Genomic DNA, 20,420 nt, shown 5'->3' with positions numbered 1-20,420 from the left:
AGGGCGAAGCCCTGGTGCCTATTCGTCGGGCTCCGCCCGACACCCGCCGAAGGGATGATCCCCTCGGCATCCCGGATCCGCGATCAGGCCTCGCCGCGCTCAGCGCGCTTCACGGCGATCCAGGCCGCCTCCATCGCGGCGAGGTCGGCATCCGACAGCGTCCCGCCCTCGGCCTCGAGCCGGGCGGCCATCGCGGTGAAGCGGCGCACGAACTTGTCGTTGCCGGCCCTGAGCGCCGCCTCCGGGTCGATCCCGGCGTGCCGGGCGAGGTTGGCCACCGAGAACAGCAGGTCGCCGATCTCCTCGGCCACGGCCTGCCCGTCGTCGCCGGCGAGCGCCTCGGCGACCTCGTCGGCCTCCTCGCGGACCTTGGCGACCACGTCCGCCGCATCCGCCCAATCGAAGCCGTAGCCGGCCGCCCGCCGCGAGATCTTCTCGGCCCGGGTCAGGGCCGGAAGCGTCCGGGCGACGCCGTCGAGCGGTCCCGCCGGGGCGCGGGACGGCTTGGCGGCGCGCTCGGCGGCCTTGATCGCCTGCCACTGCGCCTCGACCGCGCGCGCGTCGCGGCGCGGGCTGCCGGCCGGGAGCAGGGTCCCGTCGGGCTCGAACACGTGCGGGTGCCGCCGCACCAGCTTCGCCACGATCGTGCGCGCGACGTCGTCGAGATCGAAGGCGCCGGCCTCCTCGGCCATCCGGGCGTGGAACACCACCTGCAGCAGCAGGTCGCCGAGCTCCTCGCGCAGGTCGCCGAGATCGCCGCGCGCGATCGCGTCGGCGACCTCGTAGGCCTCCTCGAGGGCGTAGGGCGCGATGCTTGCCGAAGTCTGGGCGACGTCCCAGGCGCATCCGCGGTTCGGATCGCGCAGCGCGGCCATCACCCGCCTCAAGGCATCGAGCGGCGCTTCGGCCATGCGTCACGGCTCCTCACGGGGTCGGCCTGCCCGACGCCCACCGGCCGCAGGGGTAGACCGGCACGGCCGCGAAATCACCTGCGCGAGCCTCGCGGCGTACGCCGCCGCTCCCGGTCCGGCTCCGCGCTTCCGACGCGCCTTATGGGGACAAAAGCGGCATATTCCCTGTGTTCCAAGTGGACATTCTGAGGGTTTCGGGGTGTTCGCCAAAGCGAACGACACCGCAGGAGGCCTAGGAAATCTATCAGAAAGGATTCTCAGAGAGTCTGTTCTGAAGGTTATATGGGGCGCCGAAAACCCTATCCCCGACAATGGCTTGGTGGGGGTTCTCGCATCCGACTCTGCGTGGGTCCGCATCCGACTCTGCGTGGGATCGCATCGAAGTCTGCGTGGGATTCCCGGGAGGCTGCATCGGAGTCTGCGTGGATCCGCATGCGATTCGGCGTGATTTCACGCCAAGGGCGGTGGGGAATGGGGACAAGTCGGCGGCCCCTGCGCGTATCGAACTCTGCGTGGCCGGCCGGCGGTCGCGACCCCGCATCGAACTCTGCGCGGCGCGCATCGACCCACCCCCACGCATCGGACGCCGCCCGCGAAACCCTGGGGGACGCCGCCCGCGAAACCTTGGGGGGAGGGGAAGCGTGGATAGCCGGGATAACCCGCCCGCCCCCGGGGACACCGGGCCGGCCAATCGTGTCATGACCGTCGTGCCCCGGCCCGATGCGGCCGCGGGATCGGGCGCTTGCAGGTGCGGCCCGGGCAGGGATGGTCCGCGCAGCGCGGTCGCGGAGTTTCGGAACGGGCATGGGGATCGAGGACAGACTGGCCGGCATCCGCGACGCCGACCTCCGCGCGGAGGTCGAGGCGGCGCGTGGCGGCTTCCTGTTCGCCCAGATCGTCGAGCACATCCTGCACCGGCAGCAGGTCCGCGACGCGGAGGCCTCGGCCAAGGGCGCGGTCGCCGGCCGGCGGGCCGGGATGGGGCGGGACCAGCGCCGGCGCGACGCCGTGCGCGAGGTGATCGAGAACCAGCCGACCGTGCCGGAGAACCTCCAGCACATCCATTCGGTGCTCGCGCTCTGCGGCCTGCCCTACCGCGATCCCGGGCCGGTGCGGGAATTCTCGCGCGATTACGGCCGCAACTCGCTGAACCTCGTCGCCGGCCGGCTGAAGAGCCCGATCACCGGCGAGATGGAGCCGCAGGGCCTGCCCTACGGCCCGAAGGCGCGGCTCGTGCTGCTCCACCTCTGCACCGAGGCCGTGCGCCAGCGCAGCCCGACCATCGCGGTCGCCGATTCCCTCTCCGGCTTCATGCGCGAGATGGGTTTTGCCGTCACCGGCGGCGAGCGCGGCACGATCCGGCAGTTCAAGGAACAACTCAACCGCCTCGCCGCCTGCTCGATGCAGATCGGCCTGTGGGACGGGCACGACCAGGCCAGCACCCTCAACGTGCCGCCGTTCCGCAGCCTCGACCTGTGGCGGCCCACGGCCCGGGACGGGGCCAAGGATGGGATGAGGGACGGGGCGAGGGACGGGGAGGGCGCGGCCTGGTCCCGCACCGTGCAGTTCCACCAGGACTTCTACGACAACCTGATCCGGCACGCCCTGCCCGTCGACATCCGGGCGGCGCGGGCCTTCTCGGGCTCGGCGCGCAAGCTCGACCTGCTGTTCTGGGTCGGCTACCGCCTGCGCGCCCTGCAGCGGCCCCTGAGGCTTACCTGGACCAACCTGCACGGCCAGTTCGGCGCCGAGAACGCCTGCATCCGCAGCTTCCGGCAGGCGTTCAAGACCGACATCGCCCACCTGTGCGAGGTCTTCCCGAAGCTGCCGATCGCGCTGGACGACGGCGGCATGACCTTGCAGCCGGCCGATCCCGGCATGCTCCTCGTCCCGCCGCGCAAGGGAATACGGAAGGCGCCGGCAGGGAAGGACGCGGCAGCCTGAGGAAACTGGCATCGTCTGACTGATCTATTCCCTTAGTACGCGTCCAGGGAACGTCACCTCCATTCCCTCAGCGGAGCAAAATTCCGAGGCAAAACAATCTTCCGTTCGAGCGCGATTCCTTATATTCCCTATCTGAGAATCAGGGAAGATGCAGGCCATCATGGGATTGTCGGAAGCGGAGATCGAGGCGCGGCTCGCGAGCCTGCGGCGCCAGCGCGACGCCCTCGAGCGCGAGATCGCCGATCACGTCCTCTACCTCGAGCTCGGCCGTCGCCTGCGCGGGGGCGAGCCATCTCGGGCGATCGAGGCGCCCGAGGATCACGTCCCGCCGGAGCCCGCCGCACCGCGCGCCGCCGGCGCCGCCCTCCGGGCCGAGCCTCCCGCTCCCGAGCCATTGCCGGAGCGGGTGCCCGTCGCGTTCGAGGTCGATCCCGTCGGCGCGCGCCGCTACGGCCGCGCCCTGGTCGAGGCCGCCTGCGGCATCCTCGTGCGCGCCGGCCGGCCGATGCATGCGGGCGAGATCCTGGAGGCGCTCGTCGCGGAAGGGTTCGCCGTCCCCGGCCAGGATCCGGTCGCGGCGCTGAACACGCGGCTGTGGAAGCGCGCGGGCCCGCACGGGCCGCTGCGGCGGCTCGGCGACGCGGTCTACGCGCCGGCGCTCGATCTGGATCGGGGCTGAGGCGGATCCGGCGGAAGGGCGCCTAGTCGCGGCGGTCGTTGCCGGCGGTTACGCGCTGCGCCCGCGCGCTGCGGAGATCCCGGCCGACCTCCAGCACGAACATCCGCAGCGAGATGCCGCTGAACAGCACGATGGCGCAGACCAGCACGGCGGAGACGAGGGTCTTGGCGGTCGAGACGTCCACGGCGAAAGGTCCTGAAGCGGGTGCGGTTGCGATGGCCCTGAATCTGGGCCTCGTGCCCGGCGGGCACCACCGGGCCGCACGCGGTGGCAGTCATGTGCCCGGCTCGGGTCTTGTGCGTCTTCGCACGCGAATGCTGCATCGAACGCATGATCGATGGAGAAACCGTGAAGAATTTCTTCGGTTCGCCGATCCGTCCGACCCGACAGCGCCCAAACCGGGCTTCCGCGGTGCGGGTTTCGCGGCCGCTCCGGGCCGGATGCGGCCGCGGACGGCTGGCCCATCGCCGCAAATCCCGCGATAAGCCGCCCGGCGGAGGGCAGGGCCTCGGCGGGAGGACGGCATGATCGCCAGGCGGGGCTTTTCGGGGCGCGGCGTGCGCAAGCGGCTCGGTGCGGGTCTCGTCGCCGTGGGGCTCGCCGTCGCCGGGGTGCAGCCCGGGCCGTCCGCCGCCGCGGACGCCCCCGCCCAGGGCCCCCTGACGGTGGCAAGCTACTTCTACATCGGCGGCCGCTACGAGCGCGTCGCCGACAAGACCGTGATGGTCGGCCAGATGTTCGTGCAGTCGCGGCGGCCGGCCACCGTCACGCAGCCCTGGCCGGTGGTGATGGTCCACGGCATCTCGCAGACCGGGGTCAACTTCCTCGGGACGCCGGACGGCCGGCCCGGCTGGGCCCAGCGCTTCGTCGAGAAGGGGTTCGCGGTCTACATCGTCGACCAGGTCGGCCGCGGCCGGTCCGGCACCAACCCGGAAGTCTACGGGCCCTACGCCCGGTTCTCGACCCGCGCCCTGGAGGAGACCTACACCGCCCAGGAGCTCTACGACCTGTTCCCGCAGGCCAAGCTCCACACCCAGTGGCCGGGCGGCCCCGGCGTGCAGGGGAACGCCGCCTTCGACCAGTTCTTCGCCAGCCAGGTGCCCTACCTCGCCGGCGCGCAGCAGACCGAGGAGCTGGTCGACCCGGCGCTGATCGCGCTGCTGGACAAGATCGGGCCGGCGGTGCTGGTCACCCACGGGCAGGCCGGGCTGTTCGGCTGGGCGGTCTCGGATGCGCGGCCCGACCTCGTGAAGGCCCACGTCGCGATCGAGCCGAACGGGCCGCCCTTCTTCGACGTGCGCCTGCGCGGCGGCAAGGACTTCTACGAGAAGGCGGGCGACGGGCGCGCCCGCGCCTACGGCATCACCCGCGTGCCGCTGACCTTCGACCCGCCGGTGACGTCGCCCGAGGATCTCGTGGTGATGCAGGCCAAGGCCCCGACGGCCGAGGGGCGGATCCGCTGCTGGCTCCAGGGCGAGCCGGTGCGCCGGCTCCCGAACCTCGCCCGCGTGCCGGCGGTGATCGTGACCGCCGAAGCCTCGTTCCGCACCCCGGTCGACGACTGCACCACCGCCTTCCTCGCCCAGGCCGGTGCCAGGCCCGACAGCCTCAAGCTCGTCGACCAGGGCCTGCGCGGCAACGGCCACATGATGATGCTGGAAAAGAACAGCGACCAGGTCGCCGACGCGGTGATCGGCTGGATCGCCGCGCGCCCGCGCTGAGGCCGCCCGGGCAGAGAAGAGCAGGGCAGGGCACGCGGAGCGCCGTGGCCGGGATGGCGGTATCAACCGTGGCTTGCAGGCCACAGGGCGGGTGCATCCGTCCGCCGAGGCCTTGTGCGCGATCCGGCCCGGCCGTAACGAAGACCCGGAAAAGCTAGTAATAACATCAGTTTAGCATCATTCCAAACAACGTCGCGAAGCCGTTTTCGCAGCGATCGTCCCCTGCTGTCCGCATCCTGGCAAGGCCCTTCAGTCCCATGCGTCGTCCCGCCCCCCGCCCCACCCCGAACCCGCGTCGCCTCGTGCTGGCTGGCGCCTCGCTGATCGCGCTGGCGCCGTTCGTCCTGCCCTCGTCCGCGCAGGAGGCGACCGCGCCGCGCCGCGGCGTCGGCGAGCCCTCGGCGCAGGGCAGCGTGCGCCTGGAGGAACTGACCGTCGAGTCGCGCGACGGCACGGCGGCGCGCGTCGTGGTCCCGCGCGAGGATCCGCGCGGGCCGATCGACGGCTACGTCGCCAAGCGCACGCTGACCTCGACCAAGACCGACACGCCGCTGATCGAGACGCCGCAATCGGTCAGCGTGATCGGCCGGCAGCAGCTCGACGCGATCAAGCCCCAGCAGATCGGCGAGATCATCAATTATTCGGCCGGCGTGTTCGGCAACGCCTTCGGCCCGGATTCGCGGGTCGACTTCTTCCAGATCCGCGGCTTCACCGCGAGCGACACCGGCCTGTACCGGGACGGGCTGCAGCTGTTCAACTACGGCTTCGCCTCCTACAAGGTCGATCCGTTCGGGGTCGAGCGCGTCGACGTGCTGCGCGGCCCCGCCGCCGTGCTGTTCGGCCAGGGCGGCCCCGGCGGCCTGATCAACATCATCAGCAAGAAGCCCCCGCTCGAGCCGTTGAACTACGTCGAGGTCGGCGGCGGCTCGTTCGGCCAGAAGTACCTCGCCTTCGATTTCGGCGGCCCGGCCGACAACGAGGGCCACTGGTTCTACCGCCTGACCGGCATCGGCCGGCAGGGCGGCACGCAGGTGGACGGCCTCGACGAGAACCGCGGCTACATCGCGCCGAGCTTCACCTACAAGCCGGACGGCGCCACCACGCTCACCGTGCTGACGAGCCTGCAATACGACGACACCGGCCGCATCAACGCCTTCCTGCCCTACCAGGGCACGGCGCGCCCGGACGTGTTCGGCGCGCGCATCCCGCGCAGCTACAACGTCCAGGACAAGGACAACAACGTCTATCGCCGGACGCAGTACAGCCTCGGCTATGAGTTCGAGCACGTCTTCGACGACACGTGGACGTTCCGGCAGAACCTGCGCTACGCGTACAGCGAGTCCTACGACAACTCGTTCAGCATCAACGGCTACGCCGACCCGCTGCAGACGCAGCTGGCGCGCTACCGCTTCCGCGCCACCTCGCGGATCGGCGCGTTCAACGTCGACAACAACGCGGTCGCCCGGTTCGACGACGGCTTGTTCCGGCACACCTTCCTGGTCGGGCTCGACTACAAGAACGTGCAGCTGAACGACAACCAGGCGACGGGCGGCTTCGTCGGCCCGGCGGTCGCGAACTTCAACCTGCTGGCGCCGAACTACGGCTCGCCGACCGTGGCGGCGGCGCCCTACCTGGTCAACTACGACGTCTTCCAGCAGGTCGGTCTCTACGCGCAGGACCAGATCAAGCTCACGCCCGAGCTGACCCTGGTGCTTTCCGGCCGCGGCGACTTCACCTCGAACGAGGTCAACAACCTGCTGGCCAGCACCGTCACGCGCCAGACCGCCAACGCCGGCACCCAGCGCTACGGCCTGATCTACAACTTCGATTTCGGCCTGGCGCCCTACGTCTCCTACGCGAGCTTCTTCAACCCGCAGATCGGGACGAACTTCTTCAGCCAGCCGTTCAAGCCGACCACCGGCGACCAGTACGAGGTCGGCGTGAAGTACCAGCCGCCGGGCTACGACGCCTTCCTGACGCTGGCCGCCTTCGATCTGACCCTGGCCAACTCGCTGACGATCGACCCGAGCAACAACCTCAACCAGCTCCAGCTCGGCGAGACGCGCTCGCGCGGCTTCGAGGCGCAGTTCGTGGCCAACCTCACCCGCGACCTCAACGTCACCGCCTCGTTCACGACCTTCAACATCGAGGTCACCCGCGGCGACGTCGGGGTGATCGGCCGGGCGCCGACCGCGACCCCGGAGACTCTGGCCACCGTGTTCGCCGACTACACGATCCCGGGGGGCGAGTGGCGCGGCTTCGGCTTCGGCGGCGGCGCGCGCTACGTCGGGCGCTCGTTCGCGGACACCGCCAACACCCTGACGGTGCCCGAGCGGGTGCTGTTCGACGCGGTGGTGCACTACACCCGCGACAACTGGCGCTTCGCGGTGAACGCTCAGAACATCGCCGACAAGCGCTACGTCTCGGCCTGCCAGTCGACGGCGGCCTGCTTCTACGGCGAGGCCCGACGCATCACCGCGAGCCTGAGCTACAAGTGGTGAGCCTCCCGCGGGCGGCGTGCGCCGCCCGCGTCGACTGCCATGATCCTCGGCTCCCTACGATCCTTGCCCCGGCTCCTGCCGCGCCCGCTCGCGCAGCAGGTACTTCTGCACCTTGCCGGTGGAGGTCTTGGGCAGCTCCCCGAACACGATGGTCCGGGGCATCTTGTAGGCGGCCAGCCGCCCGCGGCACCACCGGATGAGGTCGTCGGCGCTGGCCGCGGCGCCGTCCCTGAGCTCGACGAAGGCGCACGGCGTCTCGCCCCACTTGTCGTCGGGCTTGGCGACGACCGCGGCGGCGGCGACCGCCGGGTGCTTGAACAGCGCGTCCTCGACCTCGATCGAGGAGATGTTCTCGCCGCCCGAGATGATGATGTCCTTCGAGCGGTCCTTGAGCTGCACGTAGCCGTCGGGGTGCTTCACGCCGAGGTCGCCGGTGTGGAACCAGCCGCCCCGGAACGCCGCCTCGGTGGAGGCCGGGTTCTTGAGGTAGCCGCGCATCACCACGTTGCCGCGCATCATCACCTCGCCCATCGTCCGGCCGTCCGCCGGCACCGATTCCAGGGTCTCGGGGTCGCGCACGTCGAGGCCCTCGAGCACGGGATAGCGCACGCCCTGGCGGGCCTTCCTGGCGGCCTGCGCGTCGGCCGGGAGGTCGTCCCACTCGGCATGCCACGCGTTGACGACGGCCGGGCCGTAGCTCTCGGTCAGCCCGTAGAGGTGGGTGACGGCGAAGCCCGCCTCGCGCATGCCCGCCAGCACCGCCTCCGGCGGCGGCGCGGCGGCGGTGAAGAACGCGACCCGGTGGGGCAGGGGGCGGCGCTCGGCGTCGGAGGCGTTGATCAGCAGCTGCATCACGATCGGCGCCCCGCACAGGTGGGTGACGCCGTGCTCGGCCATCAGCGCGTACATCGCCTCGGCCCGGACCTGGCGCAGGCAGACATGGGTGCCGGCCACGATCGACAGCGTCCACGGGAAGCACCAGCCGTTGCAGTGAAACATCGGCAGCGTCCAGAGATAGACCGGGTGCTGCCCCAGGCTCCCGGTGACGACGTTGCCGAGCGCCAGCAGCGCCGCGCCGCGGTGGTGGTAGACCACGCCCTTCGGGTCGCCGGTGGTGCCGGAGGTGTAGTTCAGGCTGATCGCGTCCCACTCGTCGTCGGGCATCGCCCAGTCGTGCTCGGGATCGCCCTCGGCGAGGAACGCCTCGTAGTCGCGGGTGCCGAGGGCCTCGCCGGCGCCGGCATAGTGCGGATCGTCGTAATCGATCACCAGCAGGCTGCGCCCGGCCTGCGCCAGCGCGTCGCGCGCGACGCGCGAGAACTCCCGGTCGGCGACGAGGACCTTGGCCTCGCCATGATCGAGGCAGAAGGCCAGGGCCGCGGCGTCGAGGCGGGTGTTGAGGGTGTTGAGCACGGCGCCGGCCATCGGCACGCCGTAGTGGCACTCGATCATCGCCGGCGTGTTAGCGAGCAGCACCGCGACGGTGTCGCCCCGGCCGATCCCGTGGGCGGCGAGCGCCGAGGCCAGGCGGCGGCAGCGGGCGTAGAGCTCGGCATAGCTGCGCCGCAGGGGCCCGTGGATCACCGCGACCTGGTCGGGAAACACCCGCGCCGCCCGGTCGAGATAGCCCAGCGGCGTCAACGGCTGGTGGTTGGCCGGATTCCGGTCGAGGTCGCGGTCGTAGATCGTGTCGCGGCGCATGGCGGCCTCCCGGCGAGCAAGGCCCGGACAGTACCGCGCACGGCAGCGTGATCCAACGGCCTGCGGCCGCCCGGATCAGTGGTGGCGCTCGGCCCGGATCTCGCCGAGGGCGCGCGGATCCTGCAGGAACTTGGCGAGCTCGAAGCCGATCTCGATCATCAGGCCGTCGATCAGCTTGGTCAGGTTCGCCTCCCCGAGGCCGTCGGCGAGGGCGCGGAGCGCGATGGCGTGCTCGGCCATGCGGTTCACGAGGCGCTCCGTCTGGCGCAGGTCCGCCGACCGGTTCTCGGTGAGATCGATCGCGATGCCCCGCCCCTGCGCCGTCCCGTCGACTGCATTGCGCTCGACGCGCCCGCGGATGAGGAGCTTGCGCACGCCCGCCGCCGATTCGACGGTCCGGAACTCGGCCTCGACCGGCCCGCCGATCTCGCCGGCCGCGTGCAGGCAGCTCTCGACCCGGCTGCGGTCCTCGGGATGGGTCCGATCGAGGAACGTGTCGATCGATACCCCGCCGGCGGCGACCTCGGGATCGAGGCCGAGCAAGCCGGCGAAGTCGCCCGACAGCGTGAGACGCCCCGCCCAGTGATCGTGCACCCAGGCGCCGACGACGCCGGAGGCGTCGAGGACAGCCCGGAGCTCGTCGTTGGAGTGCGGGTTCGGAGCCTGTGCCATGCAACTCCTAAAGGCCGGCGGCAGCAAAAATAAACTTGAGGTACGATCGACGGACGGGATGGCGCCCTCGAAAAGCAATCTAAGGCATCGCTTCCTCTAAGAAAAGTGAGAACCGACAGGGAGCCCTCGAAAACAAACTTGAGGTTGGAAAAACCCTCCGCATCCCGGGTCTCGGGCCGCGTTCCGGAGCCGGCGGATGGCGAGCGGATGCCGGCCGGCCCGAGACGGGGCCCGCCTCCGTTAACGGCCTCTTAACCATAACCGACGCGATATCGGGATCACGGCATCCCTGGGTCACAGGATCCTCGCCTTCGCGCGGAGCTCCCCGATTCTAGGTTGCCCGGAGCGCGTGCGCCGCAACTCCGGCTTTGGCCTGCGAACGGGACGGCGGCATGCCCGCGCCCGGCAGGACGCCGGATCGTGCCGCACCGCGACGCGCATGCGCGCGCTTTTGAGCCAAGGCAGCTTGAACCGAGGACCGGCCGATGAAAGCGATCACCTTCGTCACCCAGAAGGGGGGCAGCGGCAAGAGCACGCTCTGCATCTCGCTCGCGGTCGCCGCACAGGAGGCCGGCCGCTCGGTCTGCATCCTGGAGATGGACCGGCAGGCCACGATCTCCGACTGGCTCGACCACCGCACCGCGGAGGGCCCCGAGGTCGCGCAGATCGATGCGACGCAGATCGACGCCGTGATGACCCAGCTTCGGGACTCGGCCTACGACTACGTCTTCATCGACACGCCCGGCGTCGATTCCACCGGCACCCTCTCGGCGATCCGCGCCGCCGACCTCTGCATCATCCCGTGCCGGCCGACGCCCGCGGACCTGCGCGCCTTCAAGCCGACGCTGGCCGCCGTGTACCGGCTCGAGAAGAAGTTCGCCTTCGTCCTCAACCAGACGCCGCCGCGCTCCTACCGCATCCGCGACGCGGCCGACGGCCTCGCGGTGCTGGGCATCCTCCCCGACGTCAACATCGTGGCGCGCACCGACCACCAGGACGCGATCGGCGTCGGCCAGGGCGTCACCGAGTTCAACCCGAAGGGGCAGGCGGCGGGCGAGGTGCGCCGGCTGTGGTCCTGGATCGAGAAGCGCACGCAGGCGGGCAAGGTCGGATCGGGACAGGCGGTCTCGGGCAAGCCCGTTTCGGGCCAGATAGGATCCGGCAAGGCGGTGAAGCATGTCGAAGCCGCCTAAGCTCAATCTCGCCTCGATCGTCGCGGCCTCGGTGCCGGCCGCGCGCGCCGTGCCGCAGACCGCCGAGATCGTCCAGCTCGACCGCGGCGCGAGCCCGCCGAAGCGCGGGCCCGCCACCCTGAAGGAGCGCGCCCGGCAGATGTCGGTCTATCTCGAGCCGCCGGTCTACGACCAGCTGCGCGACCTCGCCTATGCCGAGCGCACCAAGATGCACGCGATCATGCTGGAAGCCCTCGACCTGCTGTTCAAGCAGCGCGGCGCCCGCTCGATCGAGCAGCTCTCGGAGCCGCTTCAGCGCTGAGGCTCCGCAACCGCACCGGCGAGATCACGGGTACAGGCCTTGCCCCCGCCCGGTCTCGCCGATCCGCGTGCGAGCGGTTTCTGAACGATTCTGGAACGCCTTGGCGCCGAACGCTCAAGCGATGCGGGAACGCGAAACCCTGTGAATCGCGGCGGTCGGACGGCGCGCGGCGCGTTCCGTTCAGGCTTCCTTTACGGCGTTCGGACAAGTGTCGGCTCGTTCGGTCGCCGCCCCCTTGTGCAGGGGGCGAGCCGGACGCCCCGGCGTGACCGCTCCCGTGCGGGCCGGACCTTCGGCACGTGGCGTACAGGCGGATCCGGTGGGCATGGCGCGTTCGACGCTTCTTCGAATCCCGGATTCGCGCCGCGGCCCGCTTCCCTTGCGGCGCCTGCTCGCGGTCTCGGCGATCGCGCTGGCCACCGCCAACTGCAGCACGAACCCGCAGAAGTTCGCCGGCCCCGCCGGCAACGGGCTCGACCCGAAATACGGCGTGAAGACCAGCCCGCGCCTCTACAACGAGGGCGACGTGATCCCGAAGGGCGGCGGACGCCGCTTCTCGGGCAAGCCCTACGTGGTCGCCGGCCGCACCTACGTGCCCAAGGAGGATGCCCGCGGCTACGTCCGCGAGGGCCTGGCCTCGTGGTACGGCGCCGCCTTCCACGGGCGGATGACCGCCAACGGCGAGGTGTTCGACCGCCACTCGATCGCCGCCGCCCACCCGACCCTGCCGCTGCCGAGCTACGTCCGCGTCACCAACACCGCGAACGGCTACTCGATGGTGGTGCGCGTCAACGACCGCGGCCCCTACCATGCCGACCGCGTCATGGACGTCTCGGAGGAGGTCGCCCGGGCGCTCGAGTTCCACAACAAGGGCACCGCGCACGTGCGCGTCGCCTATCTCGGCAAGGCCTCGGTCGCTGGCTCCGACGACCGCAAGCTCCTGGCGACGCTGCGCACCGACGGCGGGCCGGCGGGCGTGCGCACCCCGGTGATGGTGGCCGATCTCGGGCCCTCGGAGGAGCCGGAGCGGTTCTCGCGCACGACGCCGGCGCCGCTGGCGTTCAAGCCGGCACCGGAGCGCGAGGAGCGCGACGAGGCCCCCGCCCCGCATCCGGTGCGCGCGCCGATCGTGCTGGCGCGGGCGGCGGTGGCCGTGCCGGCCGCCCTGCAGCCGACGGCCGTGCGCGGCCAGGCGTTCCGGCCGGCGCCGGTGCGGGTGGCGGGGCTCAACCCGGCCGCGGAGCGCATGGCGACGGCCTCCGCGCCGATCGTTCGGCTCCCCGGCAAGGACGCGCCGGTCCGTCTCGCCGCGACTTCGCCCGCGACGCGCACGGCCCAGGCCGTGCCCGCACGGGTGCCGGCGGCCCGGCCGGGCTCCGTCCCGCCCGCGATGCCGCCTTCGGCCAAGCTCGCGCTGGCCCGGCTCACGGGCGCCGCGGCCCCGAGCGACAAGGGCTCGGGCGACAAGGGAACGGCCCGCGCAGTCGTGAAGAGCCGCGTCGACCTCGCCGCGAAGCCGCCCGGCAAGCCTGCCGACAAGCGCGGCGCGCGGCTCGCCGGGATCTACTGACGAGCCGGCGCCGTCCCGTCCTGGCGGAGCCCGGTCGTCCGCGAGACGACTGGCGGTCCCGCGGTCGCGGGGAGGGCCGGCGGGCCGGGGCCGACCCCCTGCGTATCCCTGCGGCCGGGGGATCGTTCAGGTCCCGGCGATCTCGGCCCGAAGCAACCTCGGATCGTAGAAGAACCCGCCTCGGTCGGTGCGCGGGCAGGTGCGCTGCGTCATTTCGCATTCGATCCGGCGCGGAAACCGTAATATGGTCACGCTTGTTATCCGAGGCGGGATGTTCGCGAGCGTGGCGGCCCGGCCGCACGGGAGTCTTTTGATGCGCAGGACCTGGGTCTTCCTTCTGGCGGCGGCCTGCGCGCTCGCGACGCCGGCCCGCGCGCAGGTCTTCCAGACCGCGGCGCCGCACGCGATCCTGGTCGACGCCGATTCCGGCTCGGTGCTGTTCGAGAAGGCGGCCGACGAGCCGTTCGCCCCGGCCAGCATGGCCAAGCTGATGACCACCGACATCGTGTTCGACGCCCTCAAATCCGGGCGGCTGACGATGGAGACCGAGTTCACGGTGACCGAGGACGCGTGGCGCCGGGGCGGGGCGGGGGGCGGCGGCTCGTCGATGTTCGCCCAGGTCAACAGCCGCATCAAGATGCAGGACCTGCTGCGCGGGCTTGTGGTCCAGTCGGGCAACGACGCGGCGATCACGATCGCCGAGAACATGGCCGGTTCCGAGGAGGCCTTTGCCGCCATCATGAACCAGCGCGCGAAGGAGATCGGGCTGACGCGCTCGACCTTCCGCAACGCCACCGGCTACTCGGCGCCCGACCAGCGGGTCACCGCGCGCGACATGGCCAGGCTCGCCGCGCACATCATCGACACCTACCCGGACCTGTACAAGATCTTCTCCGAGCGCGAGTTCACCTGGAACAAGATCAAGCAGCAGAACCGCAACCCGCTGCTCGCCCTCGACATCGGCGCCGACGGCCTCAAGACCGGCTACCTCGAGGAATCCGGCTACGCGCTCACCGGCTCGGCGGTGCAGAACGGCCAGCGCCTGATCATGGTGATCTCCGGCCTCAAGACCGCGCGGGACCGTGCGGCCGAGGCGCGCAAGCTGATGGAATGGGGGTTCCGCGCCTTCGAGCCGCGGCAGGTGTTCACCCCCGGCGAGACGGTGGCCGAGGCCTCGGTGTTCGGCGGCGCGTCGGGATCGGTGCCGCTGGTCGCCAAGAAGCCGGTGCGGGTGCTGCTGCCGCGCGGCTCCTCCGATCGCGTGACGGCGCGCGCCGTCTACCAGGGGCCGCTGGTCGCCCCGGTGGAGGAGGGCCGCGAGGTCGGCCGCCTGAAGATCATGCGCGGCGATGCGGTGGCGCTCGACCAGCCGCTCTATGCCGGCGCCTCCGTCGAGGCCGGCACCATCCAGCAGCGCGCGATGGATGCCGCGCTCGAGTTCGGCACCGGCCTCGTCCGCCGCGCCTTCGATAAGGCGGGCAAGGGCGAGAAAGCCGGCGACAAGCCTGGCGAGAAGGCCGCCAACCCGTCGTGAGGACCGAGAGGCGCGGCCCCATGCTGCCACCACCGCGTCGGCAGCCATGACCGCTTCGACCCCGACCGCTTCGACACCTCGCGGCGTCTTCATCACCTTCGAGGGCGGGGAGGGCGCGGGCAAGTCGACGCAGGTGGCCCGTCTCGCCCGGACGCTCGGCGCGCACCGCACGGTCACGACCACCCGCGAGCCCGGCGGCTCGACCCGCGCCGAGGAGATCCGCACGGCGCTGCTCGCCGGGGTCGCCAAGCCCTACGGGCCTTTCGCCGAGGCGCTGCTGTTCTCGGCCGCCCGCATCGACCACCTCGACCGCCTGATCCGCCCGGCGCTGGCCTCGGGCGAGGTCGTGCTGTGCGACCGCTTCATGGATTCGACCCGCGCCTACCAGGGCGCCGCCGGCGGTCTCGATGCGGAAGCCGTCGCGGCGCTCGAGCGGGTCGTCGTCGGGCCGACGCGGCCCGACCTCACCCTGATCTTCGACCTCGACCCCGAAATTGGCCTGGCCCGTGCGCGGGCGCGGGCGGCCGGGCAGGGGGCACAAGGGGCGCAGGCCGCACCGGACCGCTTCGAAGCCGAGGCGCTGGCCTTCCACGCCCGCCTCCGCGATGCCTTCCGGGCGATCGCGCGGGCCGAGCCGGCGCGCTGCGTCCTCGTCGACGCGGCGCGCGATCCCGATGCCGTCGCGGACGCGGTCCGCGCAGCGGTCGCCGCGCGCCTGCCCGGCCTCCTTGCCGACACCGAAGGCCGCACCGATGCCGCCTGATCGCGCCCCCGACGACGTCGAGCCCGGCGACCTTCCCGGCATCGTCCGCCCGCGCGAGACGCTGCGCCTCGTCGGCCATGCCGAGGCGGAAGCGGCCTTCGCCGAGGGCATCGCGTCGGGCCGCCTGCACCATGCTTGGCTGATCGGCGGCCCGGCCGGCATCGGCAAGGCGACCCTGGCCTACCGCGTCGCCCGCCGCCTGCTCGCCGACCCCGACGGGGTCTCGCGCGCGCCCGGCCTCGACATCGCCGCGGGCGATCCCGTGACGGCCAAGATCGCGGCGCTCTCGCACCCGAACCTCGTGGCCCTGCGCCGCCACCGGGTGCCGACCGCGAAGACGCTGCCGACCAGGATCCCGGTCGACGCGGTGCGCAAGGCGCTCGAGCTGTTCGGCTCCACCGCGGGCAATGCCGGCTACCGCATCTGCATCGTCGACAGCGCCGAGGACCTGAACGCCAACGGCGCCAACGCGCTGCTGAAGATGCTGGAGGAGCCCCCGCCCCGCGCGCTGTTCCTCATCGTCAGCCATGCGCCGGGCCGGCTCCTGCCGACGATCCGCTCGCGCTGCCGCGCCCTCGCGCTCCGGCCCCTGGACGCGGGCGCCGTGGCGGCGGTGGTGTCCGGCTTCCCGCCGCCGTTCCCGGCGCCCTCCGCCGAGGCGCTCGCCCGGGCCGCCGACCTGTCCGAGGGCTCGGTGGCGCGCGCCGTCGCGATGCTCGATCCGGCGATGCAGGGGCTGGTCGCCGAGATGGAGACCCTGCTGTCGCGCGCCGACCATCCGGATTGGGGCCGCGTCCTCAAGCTCGCCGACAAGCTCGCCGGGCGCGAGGCCGAGCCCCTGTTCGCGGCCGGCCTGGAGACCGTCGAGCGCTTCGTCTCGGCCGAGCTCCACCGCCGGCGGGCGGAGCCGCCGGCGCGCCTTGCGGCCCTGGTCGAGGTGTGTGAGAAGTTCGGCCGTACGGCGCGCGAGGCCGCGACCTACAATCTCGATCGCCGGCCCGTGGTCCTGTCGCTGTTCGCGGACCTCGCGGGCGCCGTGCGGACCGGCTAGAGCATCGTCCCGAACGGTGCCGGTTCGGCGCCGGCGAACGCGCACGACGCCGGGCCGGAACGGCGCCGATCCTGCAGAGCCGCGTATCCGGGAATGTCCGACGTGACCGCCAAGACGAACAGCACCAAGACCTTCAGCATCACCACGGCGATCTCGTACCCCAACGGCGCGCCGCATATCGGCCACGCCTACGAGGTGGTCGCCACCGATGCGATCGCGCGCTTCAAGCGCCTCGACGGCTACGAGGTGCTGTTCACCACCGGCACCGACGAGCACGGGCTCAAGATCCAGCAGACGGCGTCGCGCGCCGGCACCACGCCGCGCGCCTTCGTCGACGGCATGGCGGCCCGGTTCCAGGCGGTGGCCGACCGGCTCGACTGCGCCTACGACCGCTTCATCCGCACGACGGAGCCCGCCCACACCGCCGCCGCGCAGGAACTGTGGCGGCGGATGGAGGCCAACGGCGACATCTACCTCGACACCTATGCCGGCTGGTACTCGGTCCGCGACGAGGCCTATTACGGCGAGGACGAGACCCGCCTCCTGGAGGACGGCACCCGCCGCTCGCTCGCCACCGACACCCCCGTCGTGTGGATGGAGGAGGAGAACTTCCTGTTCCGGCTCTCGGCCTACGCCGACCGCCTGCTCGCCCTCTACGAGGCGCAACCGGACTTCATCGGCCCCGAATCGCGGAAGAACGAGGTCGCGAGCTTCGTGCGCTCCGGCCTGAAGGACCTGTCCGTCAGCCGCACCACCTTCGACTGGGGCGTGCCGGTGCCCGACCGGCCCGGCCACGTCATGTACGTCTGGGTCGACGCGCTGACGAACTACCTCACCGTCACCGGCTTCCCGGACGAGGCCGACGAACGGCGGAAATTCTGGCCGGCGGACCTGCACGTCATCGGCAAGGACATCGTCCGCTTCCACGCGGTGTACTGGCCGGCCTTCCTGATGTCGGCCGGGCTGCCGCTCCCGAAGCGCGTCTTCGGCCACGGCTTCCTGCTCTCGAAGGGCGAGAAGATGTCGAAGTCGCTCGGCAACGTCCTCGACCCGATCGACCTCGCCGACACCTACGGCGTCGACGCCGTGCGCTACTTCGTGCTGCGCGACGTGCCCTTCGGCGGCGACGGCAGCTACAGCCACGAGGCCATCATCACCCGCATCAACGCGGACCTCGCCAACGACCTCGGCAACCTCGCCCAGCGCTCGCTCTCGATGATCGCCAAGAACGTGTCCGGAGCGGTCCCGGAGCCGGGTGCCTTCACCGAGGCCGACCGGACACTGCTCGCCGCCGCCGACGCCCTGCCGGCGCGGGCGCGGGCGCTGATGGACGACCTCGCGCTCCATTCCATCCTCGCCGAGATCTGGGCGGTGGTGGCCGACGCCAACCGCTACTTCGCGGCCGAAGAGCCGTGGAAGCTGAAGAAGACCGATCCGGAGCGGATGGGCACCGTGCTCTACGTGACCGCGGAGGTTCTGCGCGCGGTCGGCATCCTGGTGCAGCCCTTCGTGCCGCGCTCGGCCGCGAGCCTGCTCGACGTGCTGGCGGTGCCGGCCGACCGGCGCCTCTTCGCCGACGTGGGGGAGGGCGGCCGCCTGACGCCCGGAACGCCGCTGCCGGCGCCGAGCCCGATCTTCCCGCGGTTCGAGAAGCCCGAGGCACCGGCTGCGTGAGCCGGCCGTTCCCGCCACACCGAACCCCTCGCCCAGGCTCCCGGACCGCATGCTCGTCGACAGCCACTGCCATCTCGACTTCCCCGACTTCGCCGCCGACCTTCCGGGCGTGATCGCCCGGGCGAAGGCCGCCGGCGTCGGCCGGATGCTCACGATCGCGACGCGTGTCGCCAAGGCCGACACCTATCGCGCCATCGCCGAGGCGCACCCGGAGGTCTGGTACACGGTCGGCACCCATCCGCACGGCGCGGCCGAGGAGCCGGACGTCGCGCCCGAGACCATCGCGGCGCTGACCGACCACCCGCGCTGCATCGGCATCGGCGAGGCGGGGCTCGACTACCATTACGAGGACGCGGCGCCCGAACCGGTTCAGGAGCGGGTGCTGCGCGCCCACATCGAGGCCGCCCGCGCGACCGGGCTGCCGCTGGTGATCCACGCCCGCGACGCCGACGCCCACATGGAGCGGGTGCTGACCGACGAGATGGGCCGCGGCCGGTTCTCGGCGGTGCTGCACTGCTTCTCGTCGGGCGCGCGGCTGGCCGAGGCGGGCGTCGCGCTCGGCCTCTACGTCTCGTTTTCCGGGATCGTCACCTTCCGCCGCTCGACGGCTCTGCGCGACATCGCCCGGCAGGTGCCGCCCGACCGCATCCTGGTCGAGACCGACGCGCCGTTCCTCGCCCCCGAGCCGCATCGCGGCCGGACCAACGAGCCGGCCTACACCGCCGACACCGCCCGGTCGCTGGCCGGGACCCTCGGCCTCGAAGCGGAGGCCTTCGCCCGCCTGACCACCGCGAACTTCCATCGCCTGTTCGCCAAGGCGGACCTGAAGGCAGGCCCGTCCGCGTGACAACCGGCGCCGTCCTCGGATACCACCCGAGCGGGAGGTCCGGATGGCGACGCTGACTCTGCGAATCCTCGGTTGCGGCTCGTCCGGCGGCGTGCCCCGCGTCGGCTACGGCTGGGGCGCCTGCGACCCGCACGACCCGAAGAACCGACGCCGGCGCTGCTCGATCCTCGTCGAGCGCCGGGAGGGCGAGGCCGCCACGACGCTGCTGATCGACACCTCCCCGGACCTGCGCGAGCAGCTGCTCGATGCGGGGGTGACGCGCCTCGATGCGGTGCTGTTCACCCACGCCCATGCCGACCACACCCACGGCATCGACGACCTGCGCCCCCTGGTGATCCAGATGCGCGCGCGCATTCCGGTCCATGCCGATACGCTCACGAGCGACCTGCTCCGCGCCCGCTTCGGCTACTGCTTCAAGACGCCGCCGGGCAGCGCCTACCCGCCGATCCTCGACCTTCGCGATCTGCCGATCCACGAGATCGTCGCAGTCCGCGGGGAGGGCGGGGCGATCGAGGCGGAGGCGCTGCCGGTCGAGCACGGCAACGAGGCGGCCCTCGGGTTCCGCCTCGGGCCGGCCGCCTACATCCCGGATCTCAGCCTCCTGCCCGAGGCGAGCCGGGCGCGGCTCCACGATCTCGACCTGCTGATCATCGACGCCCTGCGCGAGACCCCGCACCCGACCCATTACTCGGTCTCGGAGGCGCTGGCGTTGATCGCGGACGTGCGCCCGCGCCGCGCGATCCTCACCAATCTCCACACCGACCTCGACCACGCGACGCTGGCGGCCAAGCTGCCGCCCGGCGTGGTGCCGGCCTATGACGGCCTGACCGTCACCCTCGATCTCGATCGGCCCGCGCGGGCGTACGGGGATTGAACCCGATGCCGGGTGGGCCAGGCGCCTGACGCTCGCGCGATCGGCGGCAGATGGCGGAGCTCGGGCGATCGCCCGGCCGGCCGGCCGACGGACGTCGATGTCGTGCCGAACGACTCCGCGGTCCAGTTTCGCGAAGACCCCGTGATCGCACCGTCAAAGGGTTCGGCAGGCTTCCCATCCGCGCGGACGGTGGCCCGACGCCTGCCGTCCGAGAGCCGCAGCCACTGACGCGCGAAAAGGACGGGTGGGGATGAGTCGACTTCCCGGAGAGGCCTGCCGTCGTCGTCGGAACCCGGGAGGACCGCGTCACACGCCTGTCGCGGATTTTATGGATTTCTCCGCATTTGGCTGTTGACGGGCTGCTGGGTGGTCCGTATACCCCTGTTCATCGAGACGGGGCGGCGGCGACGCGGTTCTGGACTTGGTCCACCGACATGACGAGCGATGGGGCAGCTGGCGAGAGCCGGGTGGCCTGGTGTTTGTG

At 71.6% G+C, this 20,420-nt stretch carries 17 protein-coding genes; 13 read left to right on the top strand and 4 right to left on the bottom strand.

Translation table 11 applies throughout. The features are described from left to right. Positions 1–83: 83 nt before the first annotated feature. Entirely contained in the window at positions 84–911 is an 828-nt protein-coding gene (gene mazG / locus MKK60_RS08550) for a nucleoside triphosphate pyrophosphohydrolase (RefSeq protein WP_243985073.1), read from the bottom strand. An 804-nt stretch (positions 912–1,715) separates the two neighbouring features. On the opposite strand from mazG, the gene MKK60_RS08545 reads away from it, so the two are divergent. Both MKK60_RS08545 and MKK60_RS08540 read left to right on the top strand, forming a co-directional pair. Beyond that, positions 1,716–2,855 (top strand): replication protein RepA, encoded by a 1,140-nt coding sequence (locus MKK60_RS08545; protein WP_243985071.1) that lies wholly within the window; start codon positions 1,716–1,718, stop codon positions 2,853–2,855. Between the two features lie 160 nt (positions 2,856–3,015). After that, positions 3,016–3,534, top strand: a complete 519-nt coding sequence (locus MKK60_RS08540) for a winged helix-turn-helix domain-containing protein (RefSeq protein ID WP_243985158.1) — start codon at positions 3,016–3,018, stop codon at positions 3,532–3,534. A gap of 22 nt (positions 3,535–3,556) precedes the next feature. On the opposite strand, the gene MKK60_RS08535 is transcribed toward MKK60_RS08540, so the two are convergent. Then, positions 3,557–3,718: a hypothetical protein gene (locus MKK60_RS08535; RefSeq protein WP_187274950.1), complete on the bottom strand. Its 162-nt coding sequence runs from the start codon at positions 3,716–3,718 to the stop codon at positions 3,557–3,559. A gap of 340 nt (positions 3,719–4,058) precedes the next feature. Here MKK60_RS08535 and MKK60_RS08530 point away from each other — a divergent pair, with 340 nt between their 5' ends. After that, positions 4,059–5,255: an alpha/beta hydrolase gene (locus tag MKK60_RS08530; protein WP_243985069.1), complete on the top strand. Its 1,197-nt coding sequence runs from the start codon at positions 4,059–4,061 to the stop codon at positions 5,253–5,255. Positions 5,256–5,512: 257 nt separating this feature from the next. After that, complete coding sequence (locus tag MKK60_RS08525) at positions 5,513–7,756, top strand: TonB-dependent siderophore receptor (protein ID WP_147862995.1); 2,244 nt, start codon at positions 5,513–5,515, stop codon at positions 7,754–7,756. A gap of 54 nt (positions 7,757–7,810) precedes the next feature. Here MKK60_RS08525 and MKK60_RS08520 read toward each other — a convergent pair whose 3' ends face one another. Together MKK60_RS08520 and MKK60_RS08515 are read right to left on the bottom strand one after the other, a co-directional pair. Further along, a complete protein-coding gene (locus MKK60_RS08520) occupies positions 7,811–9,457 on the bottom strand; it encodes an acyl-CoA synthetase (RefSeq protein ID WP_243938464.1) in 1,647 nt (548 codons plus the stop codon). 75 nt (positions 9,458–9,532) lie between these two features. Next, entirely contained in the window at positions 9,533–10,129 is a 597-nt protein-coding gene (locus MKK60_RS08515; RefSeq protein ID WP_243985067.1) for a PAS domain-containing protein, read from the bottom strand. Between the two features lie 485 nt (positions 10,130–10,614). On the opposite strand from MKK60_RS08515, the gene MKK60_RS08510 reads away from it, so the two are divergent. The 9 genes from MKK60_RS08510 (at position 10,615) to MKK60_RS08470 (ending at position 19,936) form a co-directional block, all read left to right on the top strand. Then, positions 10,615–11,322 carry a ParA family protein gene (locus MKK60_RS08510; protein WP_147727997.1) on the top strand — a complete coding sequence of 236 codons (708 nt, stop codon included), beginning with the start codon at positions 10,615–10,617 and terminating at the stop codon, positions 11,320–11,322. Then, complete coding sequence (locus tag MKK60_RS08505) at positions 11,306–11,623, top strand: ribbon-helix-helix domain-containing protein (protein ID WP_147727996.1); 318 nt, start codon at positions 11,306–11,308, stop codon at positions 11,621–11,623. The genes MKK60_RS08510 and MKK60_RS08505 overlap by 17 nt, the downstream gene beginning before the upstream one ends. A 325-nt stretch (positions 11,624–11,948) precedes the next feature. Then, on the top strand, positions 11,949–13,193 hold the full coding sequence (locus tag MKK60_RS08500) for a septal ring lytic transglycosylase RlpA family protein (RefSeq protein WP_243985065.1): 1,245 nt from the start codon (positions 11,949–11,951) through the stop codon (positions 13,191–13,193). A gap of 313 nt (positions 13,194–13,506) precedes the next feature. Continuing rightward, positions 13,507–14,727: a D-alanyl-D-alanine carboxypeptidase family protein gene (locus tag MKK60_RS08495; RefSeq protein WP_243945891.1), complete on the top strand. Its 1,221-nt coding sequence runs from the start codon at positions 13,507–13,509 to the stop codon at positions 14,725–14,727. A 46-nt stretch (positions 14,728–14,773) separates the two neighbouring features. Then, positions 14,774–15,490 (top strand): dTMP kinase, encoded by a 717-nt coding sequence (gene tmk, locus MKK60_RS08490; RefSeq protein WP_243985063.1) that lies wholly within the window; start codon positions 14,774–14,776, stop codon positions 15,488–15,490. Then, positions 15,480–16,541: a DNA polymerase III subunit delta' gene (locus MKK60_RS08485; RefSeq protein WP_243985061.1), complete on the top strand. Its 1,062-nt coding sequence runs from the start codon at positions 15,480–15,482 to the stop codon at positions 16,539–16,541. The genes tmk and MKK60_RS08485 overlap by 11 nt, the downstream gene beginning before the upstream one ends. A 93-nt stretch (positions 16,542–16,634) precedes the next feature. Further along, positions 16,635–18,215 (top strand): methionine--tRNA ligase, encoded by a 1,581-nt coding sequence (metG, locus tag MKK60_RS08480; RefSeq protein ID WP_279604035.1) that lies wholly within the window; start codon positions 16,635–16,637, stop codon positions 18,213–18,215. Between the two features lie 49 nt (positions 18,216–18,264). Further along, positions 18,265–19,062: a TatD family hydrolase gene (locus tag MKK60_RS08475; RefSeq protein ID WP_147729586.1), complete on the top strand. Its 798-nt coding sequence runs from the start codon at positions 18,265–18,267 to the stop codon at positions 19,060–19,062. A 43-nt stretch (positions 19,063–19,105) separates the two neighbouring features. Beyond that, a complete protein-coding gene (locus tag MKK60_RS08470; protein WP_243938473.1) occupies positions 19,106–19,936 on the top strand; it encodes an MBL fold metallo-hydrolase in 831 nt (276 codons plus the stop codon). The last annotated feature ends 484 nt before the right edge of the window (positions 19,937–20,420 follow it).

This window comes from Methylobacterium sp. J-092, from assembly GCF_022829325.1.
Lineage (GTDB): Bacteria > Pseudomonadota > Alphaproteobacteria > Rhizobiales > Beijerinckiaceae > Methylobacterium.
The sequence above is the reverse complement of the archived record's forward strand: the minus strand, read 5'-3'. Positions and strand labels throughout refer to the sequence as shown.

Coding starts and splice junctions, on each gene's coding strand:
- mazG (WP_243985073.1), bottom strand. CDS start 911: ATGGCCGAAGCGCCGCTCGATGCCTTGAGGCGGGTGATGGCCGCGCTG.
- MKK60_RS08545 (WP_243985071.1), top strand. CDS start 1,716: ATGGGGATCGAGGACAGACTGGCCGGCATCCGCGACGCCGACCTCCGC.
- MKK60_RS08540 (WP_243985158.1), top strand. CDS start 3,016: ATGGGATTGTCGGAAGCGGAGATCGAGGCGCGGCTCGCGAGCCTGCGG.
- MKK60_RS08530 (WP_243985069.1), top strand. CDS start 4,059: ATGATCGCCAGGCGGGGCTTTTCGGGGCGCGGCGTGCGCAAGCGGCTC.
- MKK60_RS08525 (WP_147862995.1), top strand. CDS start 5,513: ATGCGTCGTCCCGCCCCCCGCCCCACCCCGAACCCGCGTCGCCTCGTG.
- MKK60_RS08520 (WP_243938464.1), bottom strand. CDS start 9,457: ATGCGCCGCGACACGATCTACGACCGCGACCTCGACCGGAATCCGGCC.
- MKK60_RS08515 (WP_243985067.1), bottom strand. CDS start 10,129: ATGGCACAGGCTCCGAACCCGCACTCCAACGACGAGCTCCGGGCTGTC.
- MKK60_RS08510 (WP_147727997.1), top strand. CDS start 10,615: ATGAAAGCGATCACCTTCGTCACCCAGAAGGGGGGCAGCGGCAAGAGC.
- MKK60_RS08505 (WP_147727996.1), top strand. CDS start 11,306: ATGTCGAAGCCGCCTAAGCTCAATCTCGCCTCGATCGTCGCGGCCTCG.
- MKK60_RS08500 (WP_243985065.1), top strand. CDS start 11,949: ATGGCGCGTTCGACGCTTCTTCGAATCCCGGATTCGCGCCGCGGCCCG.
- MKK60_RS08495 (WP_243945891.1), top strand. CDS start 13,507: ATGCGCAGGACCTGGGTCTTCCTTCTGGCGGCGGCCTGCGCGCTCGCG.
- tmk (WP_243985063.1), top strand. CDS start 14,774: ATGACCGCTTCGACCCCGACCGCTTCGACACCTCGCGGCGTCTTCATC.
- MKK60_RS08485 (WP_243985061.1), top strand. CDS start 15,480: ATGCCGCCTGATCGCGCCCCCGACGACGTCGAGCCCGGCGACCTTCCC.
- metG (WP_279604035.1), top strand. CDS start 16,635: ATGTCCGACGTGACCGCCAAGACGAACAGCACCAAGACCTTCAGCATC.
- MKK60_RS08475 (WP_147729586.1), top strand. CDS start 18,265: ATGCTCGTCGACAGCCACTGCCATCTCGACTTCCCCGACTTCGCCGCC.
- MKK60_RS08470 (WP_243938473.1), top strand. CDS start 19,106: ATGGCGACGCTGACTCTGCGAATCCTCGGTTGCGGCTCGTCCGGCGGC.